Here is a 23,309-nt window from a genome sequence, read left to right on the forward strand (position 1 = left end):
TATACCATCCCATTGCCACAATAAAAGTGTGAAGGTATTAATATGTGGCATTCCTTTCTTTTGTTAATTATCTTTCATAAACTGTGTAGCGATATTTTTTTAAAAGCAGAGAGGCTTTATTGCAGGCCCCCTCTTCATAAAACTCAATTCGCAGAACACCCTGTTCAAACTCCCTGTTATGAATGATGCCTATATTTTTTATGCTGATAAGATTAGTGGCTAACAGTGTTGCTACCGTAGCAATAGCTCCGGCTTCATCAATAACATCCAGATAAATTTCATAAGACCTATTGATTAGACCGGTGACTTTCACCGGAAGAGAATCTCTGTAATCTCCGGCAGTCTCAAAGAATTCAAACAAATAAGAGGCATCTTGGCTTGACAATGCATCTGAAACATCTTGAAGGGAGGTAATATACAGCTTAAGAAATTGTTTAATGCTGACCGTATTGGTCAGACATATATTCTGCCACATAACCGGTGATGAAGAAGCGATTCTTGTAATATCCTTAAAACCACCTGCTGCAAGGGTTTTCATCTTTTCTTCAGGATCGTCGGAGTCCTTAACCATATTAACCAAAGCAGCGGCAATAATATGAGGTACGTGACTTATAGCAGCTGTTATATCGTCATGTTCACCTGCATTTATTATGACCGGAATGGCACTCATGGATACTACCAGACTGCGTAAAAACTCTAATCTATCAGGAGGCGTTAAGTCAGTAGGAGAGAGGATATAATATGCATTTTCAAGTAAACGACTGGAAGAACTTTCATAACCTGTTTTTTCAGAACCTGCCATCGGGTGACCACCAATAAAATTTCTGTCAAGGTTCAGTTCCAGCGCGGCTTTATGTATATTACCCTTTACACTCCCAACATCCGTTATGATACAATCTGATTTAATGATGCTTTTAAGTTGGCTAAGATAAGATATATTTGATAAGACCGGTGCACATAAAAAGATGATATCACAAACAGAAAAATCCGTTAAATCTTCTGTTATTATATCCAGTATCCGGTCCTCTTTTGCCCCTATCAAACCGATTGATGGTTTTTTCTTACTATAGTGATAGGCTAATAAAGTGTTCTTTGGATTTAGCTCTTTCAGGGCACGTGCAATAGAGCCGCCTATTAATCCAAAGCCAATAAAGCCAACGGTTATGCTATCCATAATACAATGATTGCCACATACAAAATATTGAAATACGTATCATTGGTTGAAAGAATGGTAATGTGGCATCCTCCCTGTTATTGATTTTCCTTCATCCTAACATGATTGGTCTGACCGAGTATGATACATAATACTCCTTAAAAAGGTGGCTACTAGAATTTTCTACCCATCAATTCTGCAAATGGTCTAAGTTCCTGGCACAGTTCTTCGAATTGAGGAAAAGTCAGAGACTGAGGGCCATCGGATAAAGCAATTGCAGGATTGGGATGCGTTTCTATCATTAAGCCATCCGCACCTGCTGCAACGGCACATCTAGCTAAAGGGTTCACATATTCTCTTACACCGGTAGCATGGCTTGGGTCAACAATAATCGGCAGATGACTTTTGGATTTTATTACAGGAACAGCACTGATGTCTAGAGTGTTCCTTGTTGCCGTTTCAAAGGTACGTATACCTCGTTCGCATAATACCACGTTAGGATTTCCTTCTGCAATAATGTATTCAGCAGCATTCAGCCATTCATCTATGGTAGCAGATAATCCGCGTTTTAACAAGACGGGAAGACCGGTTTTTCCTGCTTCTTTTAAAAGATAAAAATTCTGCATATTTCTTGCTCCGATTTGAAGCATGTCAACATATTTTACTGCTGATTCAATGGCAGCAAGGCTGGTTACTTCACAAACGACAGCTAATCCTGTTTCTTCTCTGGCTTCCTTCATGTACTTTAAACCTTCTTCCTCCAATCCCTGGAATGCATAAGGTGAAGTTCTTGGCTTATAAGCACCACCTCTTAAAATCTGAGCACCGGATTTTTTGATAGCATGTGCTGTATCAAAAAGCTGTTCTCTGCTTTCAACGGCACAGGGTCCGGACATAATTACAAGATTACCGCCTCCAATCGATACATTGCCAACCTTTACTATAGAGGGCTCAGGATGAAACTTTTTATTTGCTAATTTATAAGATTCGGTAACGGGAACGATACGTTCTACTTCCGGAGCAATTTCAAGATTCTGATCGTGAAGTTTTGTTTTATCACCGACAACGCCAATAATAGTTACTTCCTTACCATCTGAAATATGGGCGCTCAACCCCTTATCTTCAATAATTCTAATAATATTTTTTATGGATTCTTTTTTCGCATTTTGTTTCATAACAATTATCATTTTGTACCCTGAGTGTACACAAGCTTTGGGTGTACACACACTGCAACCTTATCGTGTTGCAGTATCCTTTCTTTAATTTTCTATACCTATAGAAACATACCTGACAGTATATACTGGCATATGTATTTTTTACTTATACTAATTCTACTCCATTCACAAATAAATGTCAATACTGCAAAACATTAAAGCGTAACAGTTTAAAGTGTAGCGGTTTAAAGTGAAAAATACTTTCGGAAAAATAGTAGGAATTAATAGAATAATCAGGAAGAATGTATGAAATCATAGAAATATAACATATATATGCTGCAAAGATTCAATATTATTATGATGGACAAATTAAATCTGTTAATTATAGATAATTAAGTTGTAATATCAGACATTATTTAGTAAAATATATACATAGGTATATTACGGTATTATATCCATAATGTAGAAATGCCCTAATGTATTTACAAAAATATTATTCATGGAGGAAAAAGTATGAATGTTTACACTTCAGAAAAGATTCGAAATGTTGTTCTGTTAGGCCACGGCAGCTGTGGCAAGACTACTTTAGTCGAAGCCATGGCATACTCCACGGGAATTACAAAGAGACAAGGTAAAGTTGAAGAAGGTAATACCATTAGTGATTATGACAAGGAAGAAGTGAAACGACTTTTTTCAATCAGTACCACAGTCGTTCCAATTGCTTACGAGGATACAAAAATAAACATATTGGATACACCTGGATATTTTGACTTTGTAGGTGAAGTGGAAGAAGCTATGCAGGCTGCGGATGCCGCCGTAATTGTTATAGCTGCAAAATCAGGAGTTGAGGTTGGTACCTTAAAGGCATGGGAATACTGCGAAAAGTATAATCTGCCCAGAATGTTTTTTGTAACGGATATGGATGACGATAATGCCAGCTACCGTCAGGTAGTAGAAGCTTTGACCGAGAATTTCGGTAAACGGATTGCACCCTTTCATATACCAATCAGAGAAAATGGTAAATTTGTAGGTTTTGTAAACGTAGTTAAGATGGCAGGAAGAAGATTTACCACAATGGGAAAATATGAAGAATGCCCCATTCCCGACTATTCCAAGGAAAATCTGAATAAATTCAGAGAAACGCTTTTAGAGGCAGTGGCTGAGACCAATGAAGAATTAATGGAGAAGTATTTTTCAGGAGAAGATTTTACCCAGGAGGAGATATCCACAGCACTCCGTGGGAATGTCATAGATGGAACTGTAGTTCCGGTTTTAATGGGGTCCGGTTTATATGCACAAGGAGCCTTAATGTTGTTACAAGCTATTGAAAAGTATTTCCCTGCGCCGAATAAACGGCAGTGTAGTGGAAAGTTATTAAAATCCAGTGAAATATTTCATGCTGATTATAAAGAGGATTTACCTATGTCTGCAAAAGTTTTTAAAACCATTGCTGATCCGTTCATCGGTAAATTTACATTATTTAAAGTGTGTTCTGGTGTATTAAATTCAGATTCTGTCATATACAATGCTGCAAAAGGCACAGAAGAAAAAATTTCAAGGTTATACATATTAAGAGGAAAAGAACAGATTGAAGTCACTAAGTTACATGCCGGAGATATCGGAGCAATCGGAAAACTTTCGGATACTGCCACAGGAGATACCTTATCCTCAAAAGCAGTACCTATAGAGTATGCAGTACCGGTTATGCCAAAACCTTATACCAGTCAGCGGTTTAAAACAAGAAATAAAGGAGATGACGATAAGGTCGCACAGGCATTATCTAAGTTAATGGATGAAGATTTAACCTTGAAGGTAGTAAATGACAACGAGAACCGCCAGACTTTGTTATATGGCATCGGAGAACAGCAGCTTGATGTTACTGTGCATAAATTATTCACTAGATATAAGGTAGAAATAGACATTATGAAACCGAAAGTTCCTTACCGTGAAACCTTACGGAAGAAGGTAAAGGTACAGGGGAAATATAAAAAGCAGTCAGGAGGTCACGGACAATACGGTGATGTTCATATAGAATTCGAACCTTTGGGAGATAACGAAAAGATATTCGTTTTTGAAGAAAAAATATTCGGAGGCAGTGTGCCTAGGAATTACTTTCCGGCGGTGGAAAAAGGAATTGCTGAATGCGTGTTAAAAGGTCCTTTGGCGGGCTATCCGGTAGTAGGATTAAAAGCAGTACTTGTAGATGGCTCCTACCATCCGGTGGATTCCTCTGAAATGGCATTTAAAATGGCTACGATTCAAGCTTTTAAACAGGGATTCATGGAGGCGTCTCCAGTACTATTAGAGCCAATAGGTTCCTTAAAGGTAATGATACCCGATAAATTCACGGGAGATATTATGGGTGACCTGAATAAGCGTCGTGGAAGGGTTCTTGGAATGAATCCTCTTCCTAATAATAAACAGGAAATTCTTGCTGATATTCCGTTAGCCGAACTTTACGGATATTCCACCGATTTACGCTCTATGACCGGAGGTGCCGGCGATTTTTCCTATGACTTTGCCAGATATGAACAGGCACCGGCAGACATTCAACAAAAAGTAATTGAAGAAAATGAGAAAGAATTAATGGCAAGTGGGGAATAATCAAAATACGCTGAATCAGCTTCTTAAAGATATTATGACAAAGCTGGTTCAGCTTTTTTAGTATATGCTCAATCTATATCTTTAACGATTCTTTAACTAATCTTAAGAAAAATGTACTATAAAAGGAAAATTTTTAGGGTTATAATGGGATTTGAGGTACCATCGCAAACTTGAATATGATTTGGCATAACTACATTATAATAATTTTTGTATATACATTTAAAAAATATAATAAAATTATAGTTATCAAAGGATAGCGAGGAATTAACCGATGAATTTTAATATAAGAAGTAAGATATCTAAAGTGACCTCTACGGGAAGAGTTTGTAGTCGTAATTCATATTATTTAAAGAAACGAAAAGAGCGAATTAAAAACACAGCCATATTGTTTGAATCAAAAGCAGGAGCAGATTTAGCCGGTAATATTTTTTACCTGCTCAAAGAATTGACTAAAACAGAGTATAATAAATTTCAATGTTATCTTAGTGTAAACATGGCAAGTAAAGTAAGAATTCAAAGGCTGCTTAAGAAATATCAGCTTTATAATATCTTACTGATTGATATGGATTCTAAAAAATATTTAGAAATACTGGCTACTGCAAAGTATATTGTTAATGACACCAGTTTTCCCACCTGGTTCTATAAAAGGACAGAACAGGTATATTTAAACACTTGGCATGGAACTCCTTTAAAACGCATGGGATATGAAGTAGAAAACCGTGCGTATGCCATGGGAAATATTCAGAAGAATTTTCAGGTTGCTGACTATTTATTATATCCGAATGATTATATGAAAGAAAAGATGCTAAATGCATACCACCTTAATAACACATATCAAGGAAAGGTTCTTTGCGAGGGTTACCCAAGAAATGCTGTGTTTTACCAAAATGACCGTATACAGAAAGTTAGGAAAGAATTAAAATTAACGAATCAGCAGGTTATTGTTTATATGCCTACCTGGCGTGGGACCTTAACAGAAACTAATAATACGGAGCAGATAGAAGCATGTGCCTGTAACTTTGCATTACTGGATAAGTTATTGAAGAATAACCAGGTGTTCTATGTAAAATTCCATGTATTTTTACAGAACAGCTTTGATTTTACTCAATATTCTCATATAAAGCCATTTCCGAAAGAGTATGAAACTTATGATTTTTTAAATGCCGCAGATGTTTTGGTTACTGATTATTCAAGTGTTTTTTTTGACTTTGCTAATACCAGAAAGAAAATTATTTTATTTACGTATGACCGTAAAGACTATTTAGATGAGAGAGGACTATATATCCCAATTAATTCGCTGCCATTTCCTCAAGCAGAAAATGTAACAGAATTAAATGAAGAACTAAACCGTCCTAAAGAATATGATGAAGCAGACTTTTTAAGAACCTACTGTACCTATGACAATATGAACGCAGCTAACAGGATTGCCAGACATGTTTTCCTTCAGCAGAAAGTATGTAAAGAAGAAAAAGCAAGAGAAAATGGAAAACAAAACATTTTAATATACTGCTCCAATCTGGCAAAAAATGGTATCACAACATCTATGTTAAATTTGATACATCTGGTGGACAGAGAAAAGGCTAATTATTTTTTCTTTTTTAAACAAAATCAATTTGCCAAAACCCCAACGCGGCTGTCAGTAGTTCCGCCTAATACCGGAATAATGCCACTTTGCGGCAGTACTATTGAATGGACCTGGTTGGAAGCTGTCCTTCACAAATTGTATTTTAGACTTCATATTGATTCAAAATTTATACAAAAACATATGAACTCCCTGTATCAAAGAGAGTACGATAAACGGTTTCATAATGTACGGATTGATAAGGTGGTACATTTTACCGGATATGCACCGGATATAACCTTATATTTGCAGCAGGCTAAGGCTCCTAAAGTCATCTTTGTGCATAATGATATGTACGAGGAATATAAGGAAAAGCAGAATTTTGACCTTAATATTCTAAAACATGCATTTGAAAGTTATAATAAAATTATAGCAGTAAGTGATGCAACTAGAATCTCTATTAAAAAAATCGGTAATTTTATGGATAAAGTTGAGGTATTGCAAAACGCTCATAATGTTGACGGAATAATTGAAAAAGCAAACCTACCATTTATTATGGAAGAGGAAACGGAACTTTCTGTACCTTATGAGGAGTTTACCTCTATGTTAGAAGGTGATTCTATGAAATTTATTACCATTGGACGCTTTTCGCCGGAAAAGGGACATATAAAATTAATGTCTGCTTTTAATCAATTTCACAAGAAGCATCCTGGTACTAAACTTATTATTATAGGCGGCTATGGTGTTCTGCACCAGAAAACAGTGGAATATTCAAAAAAATTAGATTGTGCAAAAGATATTTATATCGTAAAATCAACTTCAAATCCTTTTACAATACTCAAACGATGCCATTTATTCCTTTTACCATCTGACCGAGAACCACTTGGTTTAGTGTTATTAGAAGCGGATACCTTAGGAATACCGATTGTTGCAACTAATATTCCGGGATCAGGAGATTTTATCAGGGAACATAAAGGCTATCTTGTGGAAAACAGTGAGAATGGATTATTAAAAGGTATGAACGAGTTTATAGAAGGAAAAGTGAAACCCCTGAATATTTCTTTTACACAATATAATCAATCCATTGTAAATCAATTCGAAGAATTAATATCAGTTAATGAGTCAGAAAAATAAGATTCATTCGAAAATTAGAATGGAAAGGTTGAAAGAAAATATATGATAGAAAGGATGCCATGAACGGATTCTTTCAACTTGTTAGTGGCAGTATCGCAAGCAGACTTGCGATAGCAGCGGGAGCTAAACATGAAAGTCGGAATTATAACCATATCCTCAGCTCATAATTATGGTTGCATGCTGCAAGCCTGGGGCTTGCAGGAATATGTTAAAAAACTGGGTTATGAAGTTGATATAATTAATCTCAGACTAGATTGCATAGATAACCTTTATAAACCACTTAATTTATATAAAGGTTTAGTGAAAGCTAAAAGATTTCGTAAACTACGTGCTTTTCTGTGGCAAAATCTAAAAACAAAAGGAATCCGTGCCAAACGTAAATATTTAAAATTTGAAGCATTTATTGCAAAGCAACTGCATACGACTACCTGCTATCGAAGTTATCAGGAATTAGTTGATGCAAAAGTTGGAGATGCCTATGATATATTAATAACCGGCAGTGACCAGGTTTGGAATGGAGCTATAACCGGCGGTTTAAATCGTGCATTTTTCTTAGATTTCACGAATAAACCGGTTAGAAAGATATCGTTTGCCTCTAGTGTTGGTAAGACTGTGTTAAAAGATTACGAGAAAGATTTCTTTCAACACTATTTAGAGAATTTTGATGCAATCGCAGTAAGAGAAGAATCCGCAAAAGAAATGCTATCAACGCTAACGAATAAATCGATTGATGTAGTTGTAGATCCTACCTTGTTATTGGAGGGCTCTGATTTTGATAACTTAAAGAAGAGACCAAACTATAACAGAGGCTATATATTAGTTCATGTCATCAATGCAGATTCTATGGTTCGTCCTATTGCAGAGAAATTATCAAAACTTACAGGGCTTCCGGTTATTCATAATAGGTCGGACAAGCGTTATTCCAATGAATTAGGGAGATTTGACGATGCTGGCGTTGAAGAGTTCTTAGGTCTGATAGAACAGGCTGCTTACGTTGTAACGAATTCTTTTCATGCAACTGTATTTGCAATCATTTACAGGCGTAAGTTCTTCACCATACCACACGAAAAATACCCCGAAAGAATGGTACATTTGTTAAGTATGTTGGAACTAAGCAACTATTTAGTCAAAGATGTGCAAGATATTCCCACTAATCTAAATGGTTTAGACTATCACTATGACAAGGTGTATGAATTATTGGATATCCAAAGAAAACATTCGCAGAATATTCTAAGGAATGAATTGGAGAACGAAAGCACATACTCTACAATATACAAATAAACAGCTATAACATCAAAAAACCGGAATCGTATTTTATGATTCTGGTTTTTTGATGTGGGAACCGTATCAATCTGTATACATCCTCTATATAATTCGTATTGTAACCTATAATAATTCTATATATAAATGAATTTTCTGATTCAGATTATGTATTGTAAAAATTATCTTGAAAATATTTCGAAAACTCGGAATATTTCAAATACAGGAAAAATTTATTGTTTTATTGAAAGGAAAAAATTAATAGTACAAAAATTTATTGTTTTTTTATTGAATTATAAACAAAAATATTATAGAATTATATGGAAAGGAGGGCACAAAGAGACTTAGTACATAAATTTAGTTCTCTGAGTTCTCATTTATGTCCTTAAATGTCAGTATGAACGCGGCAGTTTTATAGCAGATGCTTCTAGCTTATCAGATTTTTATACCACTTATCATTATTTAATGTAAAAAGTCCGGTATTTTCAAAGATGTTTCGGCGAGTTCCCGGTATATGAAATTATATGATGTATCATGCAATAGCTCAACTGTTGTTAAATACATTTTGAAATGTATTTTCACTGATATTAGGGCGGGGGCATGCTTTATCTACGTGCATGCAATTTGTAACTTGTAAACCATATGATTCAAGGCAGTGAAATTAACTGCCAAAAGGCAGAATGGAGGATAACATGAATACTAATTTTTTGTTAAAAATCAAGGAGTCAATCTCCGCAGTCCTGCCCATTACCATATTGGTTCTTGTACTAAATTTTACAATCGTTCCAATGAGTACAGGTACACTTCTTATGTTCCTGGTAGGTGCATTAATGCTTATTCTAGGTATGGGCTTGTTTACTTTAGGTGCCGATATTTCTATGATGGTAATGGGTGAAAAAATCGGTTCCTTTCTGGCACATTCTAGGAAAATATGGGTATTAATACCAATTACTTTTCTTATGGGTGTTCTTATAACAATCGCTGAACCTGACTTACAGGTTTTAGCCAGACAAACGCCTGGTGTACCTGACCCTGTTTTAATTTGGGCAGTTGCTTTGGGTGTAGGTATTTTTCTTATTGCAGCATTTCTTAGGACTTTACTGCAAATCAGACTCTCTTATATTCTGATTGTTTTATATTCTATTGTTTTTATACTTGCTGCTTTTGCACCTAATAACTTTATTGCTGTAGCTTTTGATTCCGGCGGAGTAACAACAGGCCCTATTACAGTACCTTTTATTATGGCACTTGGTATCGGTATGGCGGCCGTACGTACAGACAAAGCATCTCAGGAAGACAGTTTTGGCATGGTAGCACTATGTTCCGTGGGACCAATACTGGCAGTTTTACTGTTAGGTATTTTTTATCATCCCACAGGTTCTGAATATTCTGTTATAAAGACAGCAGAAAGCAACAGTTTTGCTTACATCATAAAAGAGTTTTTGCATCATTTTCCTGATTATATGAAAGAAGTGGCTATTGCATTATCACCAATATTGATTTTCTTTCTGGTCTTTCAGGCTACTGTATTAAAAATACCTGTAAAGCCTTTAATAAAAATAATGATTGGATTGTTGTATACGTATTTAGGCCTTGTTTTATTTTTAACTGGAGTTAATGTTGGTTTTATGCCCGCAGGTTATTTTATTGGCGGTGAAATTATCAGTGGTAATTATTCCTGGCTCTTAATACCTCTTGGAATGGTAATAGGTTTTGTTATTGTAGCTGCTGAACCGGCAGTTCACGTATTGAATAAACAAGTAGAAGAGATCTCAGAAGGTAATATTACCGGAAAATCCATGCTTTTAAGCCTTTCTATCGGAGTAGCGATTTCTGTTGGTCTGGCAATGTTAAGAGTATCAACCGGTCTGTCAATTTGGTATTTAGTCGTTCCCGGATATTTATTAGCTGTCATTATGACATTTTTTGTACCGCCAATCTTTACTTCTATTGCTTTTGATTCTGGCGGTGTAGCATCCGGACCTATGACGGCAACCTTTCTGTTACCGATGGCTATGGGAGCTTGTAATGCGGTAGGCGGTGATATGCTGTTAGATGCTTTTGGAATTGTAGCTATGGTAGCTATGACACCACTAATAACAATACAGGCACTGGGACTCTTATATCGTTTTAAAACCAAACGCAGTCAAATACTTGAAACTGCCAGTGAGCCGGGTATTGGAGAGTTTATTTTTTATGATTTGGATGAGTATGAAGAGGATTTTATAGATATGAGTGCTGATAATGATACGATAGAAGGTGAAGGCACAAAGGTAATATAAAAATATATAAATAATATCACCAGTGTATTAAGGAATAGTATCTTATTAGTAATATTGGAAAGAAAATATAGAAGAAAGGGATGCCACATGTGGATTCTTACAACCAGTTTCTGTGGCAATAACGCACGATTGTTGTTTGCGTTATGGTAGGATATCATGGAAGGTATAAAACCTAAAATATTAAAGAAAAAGCTATTGGTTGCTATTATTGATTCTATACAAGAAAAACAGCTTACAGACATATATCTAGAAAATCACCTGCCTCTTAATGTTGTTACGCATGGTCATGGTACTGCAAGTTCAGAGATGCTTGATTATCTGGGTTTGGGAGAAACAAAGAAAAGTCTGACAATTAGCGTGATAAGTGAAGATAAGATATCATTTATATTAGGACTGCTGGCTCAAAAACTACATTTTGAACAACCAGGAAAAGGTGTAGCTTTTACCTTGCCGATATCTTGTATAAGTAGTATTATTACCTCAATGGATGTGGAGAATATGGCAAACCCAAGTGCCGGAAGTGTATGTGAGGAGAAATCAATGAAAAAAGAAAGAAAGCATGAACTAATTTTAATTATTGTAAATCAAGGTTATGCAGACCAGACTATGGAAGCTGCTAAAAAAGCCGGTGCAAATGGTGGAACGGTCGTACACGCCCGTGGCCTTGGCGACGCAGAAGCGGCTAAATTCTTAGAAATCACTGTACAGCCTGAAAAGGAACTAATATTAATATTAACAAATAGAGAAGATAAAATGAAGATTATGGAAAGTGTAAATTTAGAGGTTGGTCTTACCACCCAAGGAAAAGGTATTATGTTCTCCTTACCTGTTGATGAAACAGTAGGGATAGGAGCAGACATGTAAGGAGGTTGCATTCATATCTTCTAAAAGCAGAATATCCATCCGGCAAATTAGTACATTATCTTAAACATTAACTAGACCTGTTCAAAATTATACATTAATATGAATAGGTCTAGTTTAATATTTTCTGGTAGTGCTTTATGTCAAGCTATAAAAAAATAAAAAAACAGTGTACGAATTCTTTCTGATAAGCTATACTTAGGAAGTATGCAGACAGAGAAGAGCTGTCTGTAATTATTCAACGTATCTGAAAGGAGTATGGTCGTAAAATTTAATTTTACAGCCAATATTATACATGATAAGAGATTTTTTACCGATTTGTAAGGCTGATATGGAAAAACGCGGATGGGACCAGTGTGATTTTGTTTATATTACAGGGGATGCTTACGTAGACCATCATTCTTTTGGACCTGCCATAATCAGCAGAGTGTTAGAGAGCCATGGCTTTAAGGTGGGAATTATTCCTCAACCGAACTGGAAGGATGTAAACAGTATTAAGATACTTGGCACCCCAAGGCTGGGATTTTTAGTCAGCGGAGGGAATATGGATACGATGGTTAACCATTATTCCGTAGCAAAGAAACGTAGGAAGCAGGATGCTTATTCACCAGGCGGTGTTATGGGCAAAAGACCGGATAGAGCAACCATAGTATATTGTAATTTGATCCGTAAGGTTTATAAAAATTCTCCCATCGTTATAGGAGGAATTGAGGCAAGTTTAAGAAGATTTGGACATTATGATTATTGGAGTGATTCTGTAAAACGTTCTATATTACTGGATTCTCAGGCTGATATTATTTCATATGGAATGGGAGAGCATTCTATTGTTGAAATTGCGGAAGCACTTGAGAGCGGACTTGATGTAAAAGATATTACTTTTATTGATGGAACTGTTTATAAGACAAAGGATTTATCCTCGGTATACGATGCAGTAACCCTGCCATCCTTTGATGATATCTTAAAGAGAAAGAAAGCATTTGCACAAAGCTTTTTCGTACAATATAGTAATACAGATCCTTATTCAGGAAAGCGGTTGGTAGAAAAGTACAAAGATAATGAATATGTTGTTCAAAATCCTCCCTCTAAGCCGTTAACGCAAACAGAGATGGACAGGGTGTATTCTCTCCCCTTTATGAGAGATTATCATCCTTCTTATGTGGAACAGGGTGGTATTCCTGCTATAGAAGAATTGAAATTCAGTTTAATCAGTAATCGTGGCTGTTTTGGAGGGTGCAGTTTTTGTGCCTTAACCTTTCATCAGGGCAGGATTATACAGACCAGAAGTCATGAATCCATTCTAGCGGAAGCCAATCATTTGATTTGGGATAAAGACTTTAAAGGATATATAAACGATGTCGGCGGTCCTACAGCCAACTTTAGACATACAGCCTGTGCGAAGCAGAATACAAAAGGTGCTTGTATCAATAAACAATGTCTATATCCGAAACCTTGCAGTAATTTAAAGATAGACCATTCTGATTATTTGGTATTGCTTAAAAAACTTCGGGAACTGCCTAATGTAAAGAAAGTATTTGTTCGTTCCGGTATCCGCTTTGATTATTTAATCAATGATTCCGACGACACTTTTATGAAGGAACTTTGCGAGCACCATATCAGCGGACAGTTAAAAGTAGCACCGGAGCATATCAGTGACAGGGTATTAGATATGATGGGCAAACCCAAGAATTCAGTCTATGAAGAATTCATACGAAAATATAAGAGAACCAATGAAAAAGTAGGTAAAAATCAGTTCGTTGTACCTTATCTTATGTCCTCCCATCCTGGGTCTACCATAAAAGAAGCAGTAGCATTAGCAGAATATCTGCGTGATTTAGGATATATGCCGGAGCAGGTACAGGATTTTTATCCGACTCCCTCCACTATATCAACCTGTATGTATTATACCGGCTTAGATCCAAGAACCATGCAGGCAGTATATACCCCAAAATCTCCTCATGAAAAAGCTATGCAGAGGGCGTTAATACAATACAGGAATCCCAAGAATTATGACCTGGTAGTAGAAGCACTAAACATGGCTAACCGTACTGACTTAATCGGTTTTGATAAGAATTGTCTGATACGTCCAAAGGCTGGCATAAATCACTACAAAAGAAAGAGCGATGGGAAGTCAAGCAGCGGCAGTAGAGACGGCAGTAAAAAGAATAACCGGAATACGAAGCAAACAAAAAACTCCAGACAAGATGCTGCTTCCAATACAGGGAAAGGAAATAAAGGCAGCACAAAATCAAATGTTGCCTCAAAAGTAAGCGTAAATGTTAGCAGCAGAAATACCTTGGATAGAAAGAATAGCGGCAACGGTAAGTCCGTTACAAAATCTTCCAAGAACAGGTCTTCCAAAAGAAAATAAGCCTTTGCAATACCTATAAAAACAAGTGGATTAGCAGTATACTTAACTTCACTATTCTAAATCATGTATGGTTGCACGCATTAATAAAAGCAATAAATACCTTGGCGGCATCTTTATTGACAGCATATAGATGTTCTGGATGCCATTGAACAGCCAGAAAGAACTTGTGATTCGGATGGTAGACAGCTTCAATCAGGTTATCAGATGAGATACCCGCAATACGCAATGCCGGTGCAATATCCTTAATTGCCTGGTGATGAAAACTGTTTACCTGAATATAGTCCTTACCTAAGATATCATAAAGAAGGGAGCTTTGTTCCACAATAACACTGTGGGACAAAACGCTTCTCCCAGATTTTTGGGAATGAGCTATTAATAAATCTGAAGTATATTGGGAATCAATATCCTGATATAAAGTACCTCCAAGAAAAACATTAAGTACCTGTATACCCCGGCAAATCCCAAGGATTGGTTTATCGTTCTCCATAGCTATCTGAAATAATTCTTCTTCCATAGTATCTCTCTCTGGATAAACAGAGCCGCATCCGAGTAATGTTTCTTCTCCAAAGCGGAAGGGATTAATATCTGGTCCTCCAGTATATAAGAATCCATCGCATACATTTGCTGCAATACGCAGTTCATTTGTATCAGCCATAAGCGGCAGAAGGAGCGGAACACCACCGCCAAAACGTATGGCTTCCAGATAATTATTAGCAATACATACTCTGGAATTCTCATAGTCGTAGTGGGGTGTAACTCCAATAATCGGTTTCTTCATTACCATTTCCCCTTACTAAATTTATTTAGTCTCCATTATAACCTTTTAATTACATCATACGAATATGATAAATTACTAGTGGATATCTATAGTATATTCAGAAGAAAAGATTTTGCCAGCGTCTAGAACATTTCCCCATTCTCGTTCTTCTAGGCTTCCATTAAAATGACTGCTGTCACAGCGTCCATACCAGGGTTCAATACAGATGAAAGGAGCATTTTTACCGGCTGGTGACCATAGACCGAATAAAGGCGCTTCAAAAGAAACCGTAATATAGGGTTTCTTATTTGGTAAGGTTAAAGATATCTTATGACTCTGATTGTTTTCGAATATAAGAGCATCCTTATCAAACATGCCCTGACGTATCGATAACATACCGTTTTCTGTATTTAGTATCTCCGGCTGCTCCTTAACGGCCAGACCTTCCTGATTTATAAGCAGATAATTAAGTGGATTTAAGGAATCAAATTGCAGAAAGTAATCTGTTTGATTATCCTCGTCTCTTAAGGGACAAAGAAAAGCCGGATGAGCACCAATAGAAAAATACATGGTGTCTGTTCCAGAGTTTTTTACTTTCCACAAAACAGTAATCTGCCGGTTACGTAACCGATATCCAATATCCAGTGTAAAATTGAAGGGATACACTTTTTTGGTAGCCTCCGTAGCTGTAAGTTGGAACCATATCTCTGTTTCAGTTACTTCAGTTAATTTAAATTCCATATCTCTGGCAAAACCATGTTGCGACATGTGATAACTTTTGTTTTTATAAATATAACTCTGATTTTTTAAGCTTCCTACAATAGGAAAGAGAACCGGTGAGTTTCTCTTCCAATAAAGAGGATTTCCGCTCCATAAATATTCAGTTGAATTATCAACCGTCTGTATGGATTTTAGTTCAGCACCAAAAGTATCAATACAGAGACACAATTCATTATTTTTTAAGTAGTGAATTGACATAATAACACCCATTGACACATCCGCTAACAGATGTATCACTGCCACAATTATAAAATATGAAAATCATTACGTGGCATTCCTTTCTTCTATTTATTCTTTTATAATGTCTATGCAGTCCTGCTTTCTATAAGCCGGTAGACTGCCCATAAATGAATTATCCTAAGAATACTTTGTTCACTTATTACGCATATTGTAACATGTGATACTCATATTTACTATATAAAATTTGTAAGCTAAAAAATACCAATGTATTGCCAAAACAATCATAGGTCTGCTATAATAAATTGGAATACAGGGATACTGCTGTGGCAGATGTCTATGTAACAAATATTCTGGAGGTTTTCAATGTTGCGGATATTTTACCCGAATGAATGTGCAGATTCTGCATATGTAATTGACTATAAAGCACTGTACGAACAGGGATACAAAGGTTTGCTGTTTGATATAGACAACACCTTGGTAGAACACGGAGCCAACGCCGACGAGAGAGCAGTTAACCTGATAAAAGATTTGCGGGACATAGGTTTTAAAATTTGCTTCATATCCAATAACCATGAAGAAAGAGTAAAGCGGTTTAATAAGGACATTAAAGCAAAATATATTTATGATGCTAATAAACCCTTAAAAAAAAGTTATTATAAGGCCTTAAAACTTATGGGCACGAAACCTTCTAATACGATTTTTGTTGGTGATCAGTTATTTACAGATGTTTGGGGAGCAAAGAGGGCAGGGCTTAAAAGCTTTTTTGTAAAACCTATAGGACCGGAAAAAGAAATACAGATTGTTATAAAGCGTTATTTGGAGCGTGTTGTCTTGTATTTTTACCGAAAAGAAAAGCGATACTATAAAATTTAATATTTACCACGGAGAACATAAATATGAACAATATTATACTGATTGGTTTTATGGGCAGTGGAAAGACAAGCATAGGTACCTTATTGGCAAGAAAGCTTTCCTATGATTTTATGGATACAGATCAGTTAATCGAAAAAAGAGCAGGTAAAAGCATTAAGGAAATCTTTGCATTAGATGGCGAAGAGCACTTTCGTAAAATGGAGACAGATGAAATCCTTTCTATGCAGGACTATTTACAGCATACGGTTCTGTCAGTTGGCGGCGGTCTCCCCATACGGACAGGAAATGCAGAGATATTAAGGAAATTAGGCACAGTAGTTTTTTTGAAGGCTCATATAGATACCCTAAAAGCAAGGTTAGCCGGAGATACCAAAAGACCCTTGTTATCCGGTGAGGAATGGGATAAGAAAGTAACTCTACTATTGCAAAGTAGAGAACCAGTATATGAAAATGCTGCTCATCTTATAATTACTACTGATTCGAAATGCTTTGAAGAAATACTTGATGAGATACTAGAGAAAATAGTAGAACCTATTTAAAAAATATAGAAAGGACGCCACATAACGATTATTATAGCCTTTTCTATTTGTGGCAGTATCTCAGGCTAGCCTGTGATATGTATAAGGGTATAGATATGAAAATATTAGTTATAAACGGGCCTAATATTAATTTTCTGGGTATCCGTGAGAAGAGCATATACGGTAATCAAGATTTTAAGTATCTCCTTGAAATTCTGGAGAAGAAGGCAACAGAAGAAGAAATTACTATTGACACCTATCAAAGTAATGTAGAGGGATATATTATAGACAGGCTTCAAGAGGCATATTCTGACGGAACGCAGGGAATAATTATTAACCCGGGAGCATTTACCCATTATAGCTACGCCATACGTGATGCATTGGCTTCTCTTGATATACCTAAAATCGAAGTACATATCTCTAATGTACATAAGAGAGAAGAATTCAGGCATATATCTGTAACTGCACCTGTGTGTACCGGGCAAATTATTGGACTGGGATTGCAAGGATATTTACTTGCAGTAGATGCACTAAAACAAATAGTAGCGTAGTAATGCAGTTATTTCATGTAACAAATATAACTGTATGAATACTATGCCATATTTGTTTGAATTTTCGGATTCGTTCAATTTTTATATTTTTTTTCGAATTAAGAAAAAATAGTTGAAAAAAGTTGTCGGATAATATAAACTATAGAGTAGTTAATTTAAGGAGGAAAATATCATTTATGGTATCAGCAGGCGATTTTAGAAATGGCTTAACAATCGAAATGGACAATAATATATATCAAGTTATTGAATTCCAGCACGTAAAACCCGGTAAAGGAGCTGCGTTTGTTCGAACAAAATTAAGAAATATAAAGAGTGGCGGTGTTGTTGAAAAAACTTTTAGACCAACTGAGAAGTGTCCACAGGCTCACATCGAACGTTCTGATATGCAATACTTATATCAGGATGGAGATTTATTCCATTTTATGGATATAAATACTTATGATCAGTTTGCATTAAACGAAGATGCAATTGGTGATTCTTTGAAATTTGTAAAAGAAAACGATATGGTTAAAATGCTTTCCCATAACAATCAAGTATTTGCAATTGAACCACCTTTATTTGTGGAATTAGTTATTACAGATACAGAACCAGGCTTCAAGGGAGATACTGCTACAGGTGCAACTAAACCTGCTGTTGTTGAAACCGGTGCAACCGTTTATGTTCCTTTATTCGTAGAACAGGGCGACAAAATAAGTATTGATACCAGAACTGGTGATTATTTAAAACGAGTATAAAAGTATATCAAGTTTATTAAAAACGTACCCCAAAGAAAACCGGTGTTTTCAATGGGGTACTTATTTTTTGCAGGATTAGTTATAGACAGTATATGGGGAGCAAAGCCACAGCAGCCGTTAATAAGTTCCGATTATAAAAAGGTCATAATCCATTTACAAGAGTCCTTAAAAAATATAAGTTTTACATCATGTGAAAAACCCTGACATATAATCGTGCATCCATATTCTATTGATTGTATGCCGGAGTAATTTTTGGTTTCTGCGTATTTAACGTGTATCTTATCAATTGTCTGCAATTCGTCATTTTCATCAATAAATTTTATCATACGAGGAATAGATTTACCAGTACTAGTAAACCAGCAATCACAAGCAATTTCCTTTTGTGTTCCTTTAATATCACCTGAATTTGTTCCTTGTGTATTTATTCCAATCCCAAAGGCAGACATATAAGGTTCTCCTTTCAACAGTTGTCTATTTTTAATTTATCATAATCCACTGTACGTTTTTCTCTTGATATTCCACCGGACATGTGATCTATCTGACTTTTTATAAATACAGCCCTTTTTAATGAATCTATTCCATATCTTCCTCGTATAGTATCAACCATAATATCTGCATATTCTAGTTTTTCATAGTCCTCATTATCAAACATGTTCATTTGCCTAGTAAAATCGTAATCTTTTAATCGACTTGTATGGATTCCAAGATGACGAATAGGATTTCCACCCCATGATTCATTAAATAGATTACATGAGATTTTATAGATTTCCTTTGTTATGTTGGTCGCATTCATCAAAACAGTTTGGTGAGACATGTAATTAAAATCACAATCTTTAATACCTATAGCAATGACCTCCGCTTTAACATTATCTTTTCGCAACCTAGCAGATACTGTTTCAGCTAGGGCTAAAAGGACAATGTAAGCATCCTTTGCATCCGTAACATCGTATGGGATTGTAGTGCTATTTCCGTATCCCTTTTGTGGGGGTGTTTCCGATGCGACGGAAGAAAAGTCATAACCATTAGCAAATCCCCATACAATCTCCCCATGCTTTTTTAGATGTGCTTTTAATATATTTGGATTTGCATTAGCCAGTTCACCAATTGTTTTTATTCCAAGGTTAAAAAGTTTCTTGGTTGTTGCCCTCCCTACAAAAAATAATTCACTGACTGGCAACGGCCACATTTTATCTTTAATCTCTTCTGGAAAAAGAGTGTGTACAAGGTCTGGCTTTTTGAAGTCAGAAGCCATCTTCGCCAGTAACTTATTTGACGAAACACCGATGTTAACCGTAAATCCCAATTCGTCGCGTATTCTATTCTTTATCAAATTAGCAACAACAACAGGAGCTCCCCACAAGCACTCTGTTCCAGTCATATCGATAAAAGCCTCGTCAATGGAATACTGTTCTACGTCAGGAGTGTATTCGCGAAGAATGTTCATAAATGCAACAGAAGATTTCTCATATAAGCTGTAATTAGGTGGCACTAATATAAGCTCTGGACATTTTTGCTTTGCCTCCAAGATGCTCTCTCCGGTTTGGATGCTATACTTTTTAGCTGGTATTGATTTTGCCAATATAATACCATGTCTCATAGTCACATCCCCACCAACGGCTGATACCATTTCTCTTAAATCTTGATTGCTGCCAAGATGCTTTATCCTGTAGACAGCTTCCCAACTTAAAAATGCAGAATTAACGTCAATATGAAAAATTATTTTCTCCATTTCACTACCTCATATATATCAGAACGTTTGTTTGTTCTAAATTATAGCAAACAGATGTTCTTGTGTAAAGAGGAATTAAATGTATATTTAGTTAAACCTAAGACCGATTTGTTCGTAATTAGATTTTCGATTTAACATTGTGGGTGTTTGGTTCAAGTAGGCCTGTGTTTTAGCACTATCATTTAGCCAGTCACTTATTTGGTCTTTGTTTAATATTAGCGGCATCCTATCGTGTACGTCCGATATAGAGTTGTTTGCAGCTGTAGTCAATATTACGAATCGGGCTTCTTCTTGAAAAGTATTATATATACCAGCCATATACATGATATTTGAATCTCGTTGTGTAAAGAATATCTTTTCCTTGTTCTTATTCCACTCATAAAAACCGTTAGCGGGAATGATGCAACGTCTAGATAGTAGGCTCTCCCTGAAAGTCTTCTTTTCAAATGCTGTTTCAGACCTGGCGTTGATGATGACGCCCTTATTTTTAAAATTAGGAAATCCCCATATGCACAAATTTGGAGTGATACTTTCTTGTTGTGATACCAAAATAGGAACTGTATTAGTAGGAAATATTTCACCGGTTTTATAATTCTTATTTGAGTTTCTAGAATCGATATCTTTAATTATTTTTTCAATTTCTCTAGATGTTTCATCATCTATATAATATCTACCGCACATAGGAATGTCTCCTCTATAATATAATTGTTAATTTTATTATGCAGTAAAAGAACAGTTTTTAGCAATAATTATTTAACCAAGATATATTCATCATGGCTTTTAATCTTACAGTATGCCTTTTGAAGAGTATGGACATGACATTGCTTATGGTAATTATCGTTTTTATTATATTTATGTAAAGTTACAATCATAGGTGAACGGGGCATAAAAATGAGTGAAAAATATGAACGATAGCGAACAAGTAGCGACAAATATCAAATCTCATTGTAATCATTCTTCTGAAAATTTCTATACCCTGCTCTTATTGACCTAGGAAACGAAATATTAGAATTACTAAACTTTTCGAGTCGGAGTTTAAGTAAAAGTAGTACCTGCACCTGCAACATTTTATAGAAAAGTATTTTATTTAATTGGAATATATTGTACAATATACCTGTTGAGTGAATAATAGACACGAAAACAAGAACCAACGTTCTGTGGCTATATAAATGGAACGTTAGGCACAGGAATAAAGGTAATATAGTTGTAATAGAATAAATGAGCATATAATTTTATATGTTAACACTGCAATTATGGGGGGATATGAAATGAAGTTAAAAAAAGTACTTTTAATTGATTTGTTAATAATAACCGCAGCTTTAAGTGGATGTCAAAAAGAAATGCTTGAAAAGCAAGAGACAAGTCCTGCAATATCTGAGCAGTCGCAATCCATGGAGGGTAATGCAACAGAAGCTGTTAAAAAGACGGAAGTTACACAAGAACCTGAGAATACCATAATACCTGAAGAAAAACCTAATGAAGCTAATATGGCGGATTCGAACGAAGAGAATGCAAAAAATAAAACAGGAGAATTAATTAGTCCATATCCTTACTTGATGGAAACACCTCCTTTTGCATATTACATAGCGGAAGATATAAAAAATACCTCAACTATTCCACTTAAGTTAACAGAACTATTATCTAAAAAGAATCAGATTACAGATGAAGCTGAATGGTTTACTACAAATAATCTAGTTCAAAATACGTATTCTGTGTCTGATTTATATAAGGATGGCGGTGATAGCCTTCCGGATGATATACCCGCAACATGGAATGATTTGACTTTAACCATGGCCTTTTATGATGATTCCTATATATATTGTACTTATGGAACAGATGGTTCCTATGGATATATTCTAAAAGTTTATGAAAAGGACTCCTATAAAGAGGCATACTGCATTGACTTTTCAAATTATACCTATTCACCTGAATACAAGGAAAGTGATTACAATTATATACAGCAAAAAGTAAATGGTGCTGCTATAAAAGATAATATACTGTATGTTTCCCACAGTCATCTTACCTATGCTGACAGTTCAAATGGAATGAACGCTTATATTACTGCCATAGATTTGTCTGATATGAACGTTTTATGGAGGTCAGAGGCTTTAGTCAGTAATGCTAATAATATAGTGCTTTTAGATGATGTAATAATCTCTGGATACGGTTTCACGGATGAATCAGATTATCTATACCAGATAGATAGAATTACAGGAAAGGTTATTGCTAAGACACCTTTGGCTTCTGCAGCCTCTTATATTATTGTAAAAGAAGATAAGTTATATATTAGAACATATCATACGGATTATGTATACCAGGTTACCCATTAATATCTGCTATTAATACCAACAATCCATGAACTGTTGCTTAAACCATTAGCAACAGTTCATGGATTATATTTTTAATAAGGGTATAAATCGGAACTTTAGCAGAATAAGTTAGATAAAGCTTGACTTTTTAAGTAAACCAATTAAAATGATAGTGTTCAACTTAATATGATTTTAGGGAATTATGTTAATTAATACTAAGAATCACTAATATTAATTACATAGGAAGTTGGGTGAAATCCCCACGCAGACCCGCTGCTGTGATAACATAGCTGCTTTTAGATACCACTGGCTTTGCCGGGAAGGTGAAAGCGGCGGTAAAGAGTGTTTAAGCCAGAAGACCTCCTTAAAATTGACTTAAAGCTTCTTCGGGCCTAAGAAGTAATACAAGCATTCTCTTTAAAATGCTTTATTAGCTGTGCCTAAATACTTGGCACAGCTTTTTTTAAGCAAAATATTAGGTTATATATACCATTCAAAAAA

General features: G+C 35.6%; 18 protein-coding genes and 1 riboswitch. Of the genes, 11 read left to right on the plus strand and 7 right to left on the minus strand.

Annotation, left to right across the window (positions count from 1 at the left end):
- Positions 1-67: 67 nt before the first annotated feature.
- Together acsn021_RS10605 and aroF are read right to left on the minus strand one after the other, a co-directional pair.
- Complete coding sequence (locus tag acsn021_RS10605) at positions 68-1,174, minus strand: prephenate dehydrogenase (RefSeq protein WP_184089813.1); 1,107 nt, start codon at positions 1,172-1,174, stop codon at positions 68-70.
- 152 nt (positions 1,175-1,326) lie between these two features.
- Positions 1,327-2,340 carry a 3-deoxy-7-phosphoheptulonate synthase gene (gene aroF, locus acsn021_RS10610; protein ID WP_184089810.1) on the minus strand — a complete coding sequence of 338 codons (1,014 nt, stop codon included), beginning with the start codon at positions 2,338-2,340 and terminating at the stop codon, positions 1,327-1,329.
- Positions 2,341-2,820: 480 nt separating this feature from the next.
- On the opposite strand from aroF, the gene acsn021_RS10615 reads away from it, so the two are divergent.
- From acsn021_RS10615 to acsn021_RS10640, 6 genes are all read left to right on the plus strand, one after another.
- On the plus strand, positions 2,821-4,911 hold the full coding sequence (locus acsn021_RS10615) for an elongation factor G (protein WP_184089807.1): 2,091 nt from the start codon (positions 2,821-2,823) through the stop codon (positions 4,909-4,911).
- Between the two features lie 271 nt (positions 4,912-5,182).
- Entirely contained in the window at positions 5,183-7,606 is a 2,424-nt protein-coding gene (locus acsn021_RS10620; RefSeq protein ID WP_184089804.1) for a glycosyltransferase, read from the plus strand.
- A gap of 129 nt (positions 7,607-7,735) precedes the next feature.
- Positions 7,736-8,887, plus strand: a complete 1,152-nt coding sequence (locus acsn021_RS10625; protein WP_184089799.1) for a polysaccharide pyruvyl transferase family protein — start codon at positions 7,736-7,738, stop codon at positions 8,885-8,887.
- 671 nt (positions 8,888-9,558) lie between these two features.
- Positions 9,559-11,148 (plus strand): DUF1538 domain-containing protein, encoded by a 1,590-nt coding sequence (locus acsn021_RS10630; RefSeq protein WP_184089796.1) that lies wholly within the window; start codon positions 9,559-9,561, stop codon positions 11,146-11,148.
- 156 nt (positions 11,149-11,304) lie between these two features.
- Positions 11,305-12,012, plus strand: a complete 708-nt coding sequence (locus acsn021_RS10635) for a P-II family nitrogen regulator (RefSeq protein WP_184089794.1) — start codon at positions 11,305-11,307, stop codon at positions 12,010-12,012.
- Between the two features lie 292 nt (positions 12,013-12,304).
- Positions 12,305-14,377, plus strand: a complete 2,073-nt coding sequence (locus acsn021_RS10640; protein ID WP_184089790.1) for a YgiQ family radical SAM protein — start codon at positions 12,305-12,307, stop codon at positions 14,375-14,377.
- A gap of 61 nt (positions 14,378-14,438) precedes the next feature.
- On the opposite strand, the gene acsn021_RS10645 is transcribed toward acsn021_RS10640, so the two are convergent.
- Both acsn021_RS10645 and acsn021_RS10650 read right to left on the minus strand, forming a co-directional pair.
- Positions 14,439-15,155 carry a gamma-glutamyl-gamma-aminobutyrate hydrolase family protein gene (locus tag acsn021_RS10645; protein ID WP_243167749.1) on the minus strand — a complete coding sequence of 239 codons (717 nt, stop codon included), beginning with the start codon at positions 15,153-15,155 and terminating at the stop codon, positions 14,439-14,441.
- A gap of 75 nt (positions 15,156-15,230) precedes the next feature.
- Complete coding sequence (locus acsn021_RS10650; protein WP_184089785.1) at positions 15,231-16,112, minus strand: aldose 1-epimerase family protein; 882 nt, start codon at positions 16,110-16,112, stop codon at positions 15,231-15,233.
- 345 nt (positions 16,113-16,457) lie between these two features.
- On the opposite strand from acsn021_RS10650, the gene acsn021_RS10655 reads away from it, so the two are divergent.
- The 4 genes from acsn021_RS10655 to efp all read left to right on the plus strand — a co-directional run bounded on the left by acsn021_RS10655 (position 16,458) and on the right by efp (position 18,770).
- Positions 16,458-16,967: a YqeG family HAD IIIA-type phosphatase gene (locus acsn021_RS10655; protein ID WP_184089782.1), complete on the plus strand. Its 510-nt coding sequence runs from the start codon at positions 16,458-16,460 to the stop codon at positions 16,965-16,967.
- A gap of 23 nt (positions 16,968-16,990) precedes the next feature.
- Positions 16,991-17,506 (plus strand): shikimate kinase, encoded by a 516-nt coding sequence (locus tag acsn021_RS10660; protein ID WP_184089779.1) that lies wholly within the window; start codon positions 16,991-16,993, stop codon positions 17,504-17,506.
- Between the two features lie 95 nt (positions 17,507-17,601).
- On the plus strand, positions 17,602-18,036 hold the full coding sequence (aroQ, locus tag acsn021_RS10665) for a type II 3-dehydroquinate dehydratase (protein ID WP_184089776.1): 435 nt from the start codon (positions 17,602-17,604) through the stop codon (positions 18,034-18,036).
- Between the two features lie 176 nt (positions 18,037-18,212).
- Positions 18,213-18,770, plus strand: coding sequence for an elongation factor P (efp, locus tag acsn021_RS10670; RefSeq protein ID WP_184089774.1), 558 nt, complete (start codon positions 18,213-18,215; stop codon positions 18,768-18,770).
- 131 nt (positions 18,771-18,901) lie between these two features.
- On the opposite strand, the gene acsn021_RS10675 is transcribed toward efp, so the two are convergent.
- The 3 genes from acsn021_RS10675 to acsn021_RS10685 form a co-directional block, all read right to left on the minus strand.
- On the minus strand, positions 18,902-19,216 hold the full coding sequence (locus acsn021_RS10675) for a hypothetical protein (protein ID WP_184089771.1): 315 nt from the start codon (positions 19,214-19,216) through the stop codon (positions 18,902-18,904).
- Positions 19,217-19,230: 14 nt separating this feature from the next.
- A complete protein-coding gene (locus acsn021_RS10680) occupies positions 19,231-20,499 on the minus strand; it encodes a Y-family DNA polymerase (protein ID WP_184089768.1) in 1,269 nt (422 codons plus the stop codon).
- 87 nt (positions 20,500-20,586) lie between these two features.
- A complete protein-coding gene (locus acsn021_RS10685; protein ID WP_184089765.1) occupies positions 20,587-21,180 on the minus strand; it encodes an SOS response-associated peptidase in 594 nt (197 codons plus the stop codon).
- A gap of 587 nt (positions 21,181-21,767) precedes the next feature.
- On the opposite strand from acsn021_RS10685, the gene acsn021_RS10690 reads away from it, so the two are divergent.
- On the plus strand, positions 21,768-22,829 hold the full coding sequence (locus tag acsn021_RS10690) for a PQQ-binding-like beta-propeller repeat protein (protein ID WP_184089762.1): 1,062 nt from the start codon (positions 21,768-21,770) through the stop codon (positions 22,827-22,829).
- Positions 22,830-22,985: 156 nt separating this feature from the next.
- Positions 22,986-23,190: riboswitch (cobalamin riboswitch) on the plus strand.
- Positions 23,191-23,309 lie beyond the last annotated feature (119 nt).

Source organism: Anaerocolumna cellulosilytica, assembly GCF_014218335.1.
GTDB classification, from domain to species: domain Bacteria; phylum Bacillota; class Clostridia; order Lachnospirales; family Lachnospiraceae; genus Anaerocolumna; species Anaerocolumna cellulosilytica.

Coding starts and splice junctions, on each gene's coding strand:
- acsn021_RS10605 (WP_184089813.1), bottom strand. CDS start 1,174: ATGGATAGCATAACCGTTGGCTTTATTGGCTTTGGATTAATAGGCGGC.
- aroF (WP_184089810.1), bottom strand. CDS start 2,340: ATGATAATTGTTATGAAACAAAATGCGAAAAAAGAATCCATAAAAAAT.
- acsn021_RS10615 (WP_184089807.1), top strand. CDS start 2,821: ATGAATGTTTACACTTCAGAAAAGATTCGAAATGTTGTTCTGTTAGGC.
- acsn021_RS10620 (WP_184089804.1), top strand. CDS start 5,183: ATGAATTTTAATATAAGAAGTAAGATATCTAAAGTGACCTCTACGGGA.
- acsn021_RS10625 (WP_184089799.1), top strand. CDS start 7,736: ATGAAAGTCGGAATTATAACCATATCCTCAGCTCATAATTATGGTTGC.
- acsn021_RS10630 (WP_184089796.1), top strand. CDS start 9,559: ATGAATACTAATTTTTTGTTAAAAATCAAGGAGTCAATCTCCGCAGTC.
- acsn021_RS10635 (WP_184089794.1), top strand. CDS start 11,305: ATGGAAGGTATAAAACCTAAAATATTAAAGAAAAAGCTATTGGTTGCT.
- acsn021_RS10640 (WP_184089790.1), top strand. CDS start 12,305: ATGATAAGAGATTTTTTACCGATTTGTAAGGCTGATATGGAAAAACGC.
- acsn021_RS10645 (WP_243167749.1), bottom strand. CDS start 15,155: ATGAAGAAACCGATTATTGGAGTTACACCCCACTACGACTATGAGAAT.
- acsn021_RS10650 (WP_184089785.1), bottom strand. CDS start 16,112: ATGTCAATTCACTACTTAAAAAATAATGAATTGTGTCTCTGTATTGAT.
- acsn021_RS10655 (WP_184089782.1), top strand. CDS start 16,458: ATGTTGCGGATATTTTACCCGAATGAATGTGCAGATTCTGCATATGTA.
- acsn021_RS10660 (WP_184089779.1), top strand. CDS start 16,991: ATGAACAATATTATACTGATTGGTTTTATGGGCAGTGGAAAGACAAGC.
- aroQ (WP_184089776.1), top strand. CDS start 17,602: ATGAAAATATTAGTTATAAACGGGCCTAATATTAATTTTCTGGGTATC.
- efp (WP_184089774.1), top strand. CDS start 18,213: ATGGTATCAGCAGGCGATTTTAGAAATGGCTTAACAATCGAAATGGAC.
- acsn021_RS10675 (WP_184089771.1), bottom strand. CDS start 19,216: ATGTCTGCCTTTGGGATTGGAATAAATACACAAGGAACAAATTCAGGT.
- acsn021_RS10680 (WP_184089768.1), bottom strand. CDS start 20,499: ATGGAGAAAATAATTTTTCATATTGACGTTAATTCTGCATTTTTAAGT.
- acsn021_RS10685 (WP_184089765.1), bottom strand. CDS start 21,180: ATGTGCGGTAGATATTATATAGATGATGAAACATCTAGAGAAATTGAA.
- acsn021_RS10690 (WP_184089762.1), top strand. CDS start 21,768: ATGAAGTTAAAAAAAGTACTTTTAATTGATTTGTTAATAATAACCGCA.